The sequence below is a fragment of the Mycobacterium sp. DHQP2018-32-09 genome (assembly GCF_058148405.1).
In genome coordinates, this window is sequence record NZ_JBYVYK010000101.1 from 1 (window position 1) to 4,362 (window position 4,362).

Annotated in this window: 4 protein-coding genes and 1 pseudogene; 2 read left to right on the forward strand and 3 right to left on the reverse strand. The window is 68.5% G+C overall.

Annotated elements, in window-relative coordinates; translation table 11 throughout:
- The 3 genes from AC30CM_RS26710 to kstD all read right to left on the reverse strand — a co-directional run.
- The coding region (locus AC30CM_RS26710) for an MPT63 family protein (protein WP_490119929.1) at positions 1-620 on the reverse strand (620 nt) is incomplete at its 3' end.
- A 155-nt stretch (positions 621-775) separates the two neighbouring features.
- Positions 776-1,636 carry a MaoC/PaaZ C-terminal domain-containing protein gene (locus tag AC30CM_RS26715; protein ID WP_490119930.1) on the reverse strand — a complete coding sequence of 287 codons (861 nt, stop codon included), beginning with the start codon at positions 1,634-1,636 and terminating at the stop codon, positions 776-778.
- Positions 1,636-3,339: a 3-oxosteroid 1-dehydrogenase gene (kstD, locus tag AC30CM_RS26720; protein ID WP_490119931.1), complete on the reverse strand. Its 1,704-nt coding sequence runs from the start codon at positions 3,337-3,339 to the stop codon at positions 1,636-1,638. Before kstD ends, AC30CM_RS26715 begins: the two co-directional genes overlap by 1 nt.
- A 71-nt stretch (positions 3,340-3,410) precedes the next feature.
- On the opposite strand from kstD, the gene AC30CM_RS26725 reads away from it, so the two are divergent.
- Both AC30CM_RS26725 and AC30CM_RS26730 read left to right on the forward strand, forming a co-directional pair.
- Positions 3,411-4,196 carry a 2-keto-4-pentenoate hydratase gene (locus AC30CM_RS26725; protein WP_490119932.1) on the forward strand — a complete coding sequence of 262 codons (786 nt, stop codon included), beginning with the start codon at positions 3,411-3,413 and terminating at the stop codon, positions 4,194-4,196.
- A gap of 27 nt (positions 4,197-4,223) precedes the next feature.
- Positions 4,224-4,362 (forward strand): annotated as a pseudogene (locus tag AC30CM_RS26730) (acetaldehyde dehydrogenase (acetylating)); the annotation flags it as partial.

Genomic DNA, 4,362 nt, shown 5'->3' on the forward strand with positions numbered 1-4,362 from the left:
GCGGGCAGCGCGCCGTTGCCCGCGGGGACGGCGCCCGGCGCGCCGGGGGTGCCTGGTGTCGCGGGCGTTGCTGCGGTCGGCGTCGCCGTGGTCTGCCCGCCGCGCGACGGGTAGGACTGGGTACCGCCGGTGCCCTGCTGGGCGGGGGCGGGCGTCCAGGTCAGCAGATCGGTGCCGCCCGCGTTGTAGACCACCGTGGTGGGCTGCGGGCCCGTCACGTCGAAGTAGATCTTGCCGCTGGTCGACTGGCCCTGCGCCAGCGTGGCGGGGTTGACGCCCTGCGGGGTGGCGGCGCCGAACAGCGCGCGATAGTTCTGGCCGTCGGCGGCACGCACGTTGAAGTTCGACACGATCGGGATGACGCCGCCCTGGATCGCCTCGTCGGTCGCGGTGATCTCCCACAGCTGACCGGCGACGGGGTAGTTGATGACGTCGGTGCTGGGTTTGAGCCCGCTGACGGTCCATCCCTGGACGACGTTGCCGTCGACGAGCTTGCCCTGCGCGCCGATGGGCTGCGTGACGTCGGCGTCGGCGGCGGCAAGTCCTGCCCCGGCAACCGAAATCGCTCCGGCCGCAACGGCGGCGGCTGCCAACGTGGTGATCGTGATCGTGAATCTCACTGGTCGTGCCCTCCTGATCGACTTCATCGACATCGAAATCGGATCCCCCCGACGGGACATCCCCTCGATCGAAACCTAGCAGGTCGAAACGACCGCTCGGAAACACTCGTGTGTTCCCTGCGGGGCGCCACGCGAATCCCCGACGGCGGCGTCGATCAGGCAGGAACGAATTCCACGCCGGCCAGGGCGATGGCGTCGTCACGCTCCGGCACGGTCACCAGTGCCTGGTGATCGTTGCCCTCGGACCACACGCGAATCCGCAGCGTCTCACCGGGGAACACCACGCCGGCGAATCGGGCACCGTAGTGCCCGACCCGCGTGGTGTCACCGTCGAGCAGGAGGTCGGTCAACGCCTTGGCCGTCATGCCGTACGTGCACAGGCCGTGCAGGATCGGCTTCGGGAAGCCGGCCGCTGCCGCGAACTCCGGGTCGGAGTGCAAGGGATTTCGGTCGCCGCACATGCGATACAGCAACGCCTGCTGCGGTGACACCGGCACCGAGATCTCGTGGTCCGGGCTGCGCTGCGGCGGTTCCGAGGACGTCGACGGTCCCCGTTCGCCACCGAACCCGCCCTCGCCGCGGGCGAAGATGGAGCGCCGCTGGGTCCACAGCGGAACGCCGTCCGGGCTGGTGACCTCGGTCTGAGACCAGATCACCGCGGCCTTGCCCTTGTCCCAGATGTCGGTGAAGCGCGTGACGGCGATGCCGGTGCCCGACGGGGGGATGGGCGCGGGCACCGTGATGGCCTCGCTGGCGTGCAGCACCCTGCTCAATTCGATGTCGATGCCGGGGAACCGCACCGTCGGCGCCGCGGTCTCGTGAAAGCTCTGCGCGACGTTGCCGAACGTGGGCAGCACCTGCGGGGTGTCGTCGGTGAGGTAGCGCAGTTCGCGCGGGTCCAGCGGGTCGTGCCCGGCGCCCAGGCCCAGGTGGTAGAGCTGGACGTCGCTGCTGGTCCACGAGAACTCCGTGGCCGGGAGTTCGGCGCCGAGGGCCGTGTCGAGATCGATCGGCATCAGCGCTTCCCGGCGTCGGACGTCGCGGTGGCGGCCACGTGCAGGGCCGCCAGGTAGCCGAACGTCATGGCCGGGCCGATGGTGCCGCCGGGGCCGGGATAGGTGTGCCCCATCACCGGCGAGCTGACGTTGCCTGCGGCGTAGAGGCCTTCGATCACCGAACCGTCGTCGCGCAGCGCCCGGCCGTTGACGTCGGTGCGGATGCCGCCCTTGGTGCCCAGGTCGCCGGGCACCAGCTTGGCCGCGTAGAAGGGGCCATGGCTGATCTCGCCAAGGTTGGGGTTGGGCTTGTTGGTGGGGTCGCCGTAGTACCGGTCGTAGGCGCTCTGGCCGCGTGCGAAGTCTTCGTCGATGCCACGGCGTGCGAACCCGTTGAACCGTTCGACGGTGGCCGTGAGTTCGTCGGAGGGCAGACCGGTGCGCTCGGCGAGCTCGGTGAGGGTGTCGGCCTTGACGATGACGCCCGACTCGAGCCACTTGTTCGGAATGCGTTGCCCGGGTTGAAGTCCGGCGAAGATGTAGCGGTCGCGGTACTGCTGGTCGAACAGCAGCCAGGCGGGCACGTTCTCGCCGGGGCCCGGTCCCTGGCCGTACTGGCCGCCGTACATGTGGTGGCACGCTTCGACATAGGGCATCGACTCGTTCATGAAGCGCTTGCCCGCCATGTTCACGATGATGGACCCGGGCGAGTTGCGCTCCGACAGCGCGAACCACGGCGCGTCGACCAGGGGGACGGTGGGGCCCCACCAGCTGTCCTCCATGATCTCCAGTGCCGCGCCGAGCTTCTCGGCTGCAAGGATGCCGTCACCGGTGTTGGCGACCGCGCCCACGGTCCACTCCGTGGTGATCGGGGCGCGCTGGTACTTCACCCGCATCTGCTCGTTGTGCTCGAAGCCGCCGCAACCGAGGATCACCGCCTTGCGAGCCCGGATGACGTAGGGCTCGGCGCTTTCCGGCTCGGTGGTGTTGCGCACGTACACGCCGGTGACCTTGCCGTCGGTGACCTGGAGGTCGGTGAGGGCGGTGTTGAGCAGCACCGGCACCCCGGCGTCCTGCAGCCCGATGCGCAGCGGCGCGATGAGCGCGCGCCCCATGCCGACGAGGTTCTTGCCGGTGGCGTTCGCCCACACCGATCGGACGCCGACCTTGAGGCTGCGCAGCACGCCGCGCGGGTGCCGTTTGAGCTGATTCAGCCGCACGTAGTCCTGCTGCATCACCACCATGTTCATCGGCACCTTGCCGTACGGCGGCTCCAGGCCGGCCTCGTCGACGCCAAGACGCTTGGCGTCGAACGGTTTCGGCTCGACGGAGCGGCCCGTGGGCTTGCCTCCCGGCGCTTCCGGGTAGTAGTCGGAGTACCCCGGCACCCAGCACAGCTTCAAGGGTGAGTTGGCGCAGACGAACGACAGCATCTCCGGACCTCGGTCCAAATAGGTGTCGATCTTCTCCGGAGGCACGACGTCGCCGATGATCTCGTGCAGGTAGGTGCGGGCGGCGTCGGCGGTATCCTTGACGCCCGCGCGGCGCAACACCTCGTTGTTGGGAATCCATACGCCGCCGCCCGATCGAGCGGTCGATCCGCCGTAGTGCGGGGCCTTCTCGAGGACTACTGTCGAGAGTCCCTGGTGGGCGGCGGTGAGCGCGGCGACCATGCCGGCCGCGCCGCTGCCGACCACGACCACGTCGTACTGCTGCTCCGTCATGTAGAACACGTTATAGAATGGCCCGGCCATCAAACAACAGTGCCGGTCAAGAAAACGAGGGGACTTCACGAATGTTGCCCGTCGAGGTGCGTCAGAAGCTGGCCGCCGACCTCGCCAATGCCGAGCGCACCCGGGTGCCGATCGCTCCGTTGACCGATGCACACCCGGACATCGACGTGGTCGACGCCTACGAGATCCAGCTGATCAACATCCGGGCGCGGCTCGCCGACGGCGCGCGGGTCGTGGGTCACAAGGTGGGCCTGTCCTCGGCGGCCATGCAGCAGATGATGGGGGTCGACGAGCCGGACTACGGGCACCTGTTGGCCGACATGGAGGTCTACGAGGACAAGCCGGTGCCGGCGGGGACGTTCCTGTTGCCGCGGGTGGAGGTCGAGGTGGGTTTCATCCTCGCCGACGACCTGCCCGGTGAGGGCTGCACCGAGGATGACGTGCTGGCGGCGACTGCGGCCTACGTGCCGTCGATCGAGTTGATCGACACGCGCATCACCGACTGGAAGATCAAGCTGTGCGACACCATCGCCGACAACGCGTCATCGGCGGGCTGGGTGCTGGGCAAGGAGCGGGTGTCGCCCAAGGACGTCGACATCCGGGGCATCGATGCGGTGCTGACCCGCAACGGCGACGTCGTGGCCGAGGGACGCAGCGATGCCGTGCTCGGCAACCCGGTGACGGCGGTGGCGTGGTTGGCGCGCAAGGTCGACCAGTTCGGGGTGCGGCTGCGCGCCGGCGACATCGTGCTGCCCGGATCCTGCACGCGGGCCATCGACGCGCGCCCAGGCGACGACTTCCTGGCTCGTTTCGACGGTCTGGGATCGGTTCGGCTGTCCTTCGAATGACAATGCGAGGCAAAGGAGCCCATCACCATGGCTGACAAACTCTCGGTGGCGATCGTGGGGTCGGGGAACATCAGTACCGATCTGTTGTACAAGTTGTTGCGGTCGCAGTGGTTGGAGCCGCGGTGGATGATCGGGATCGATCCGGACAGTGAGGGGTTGGCGCGGG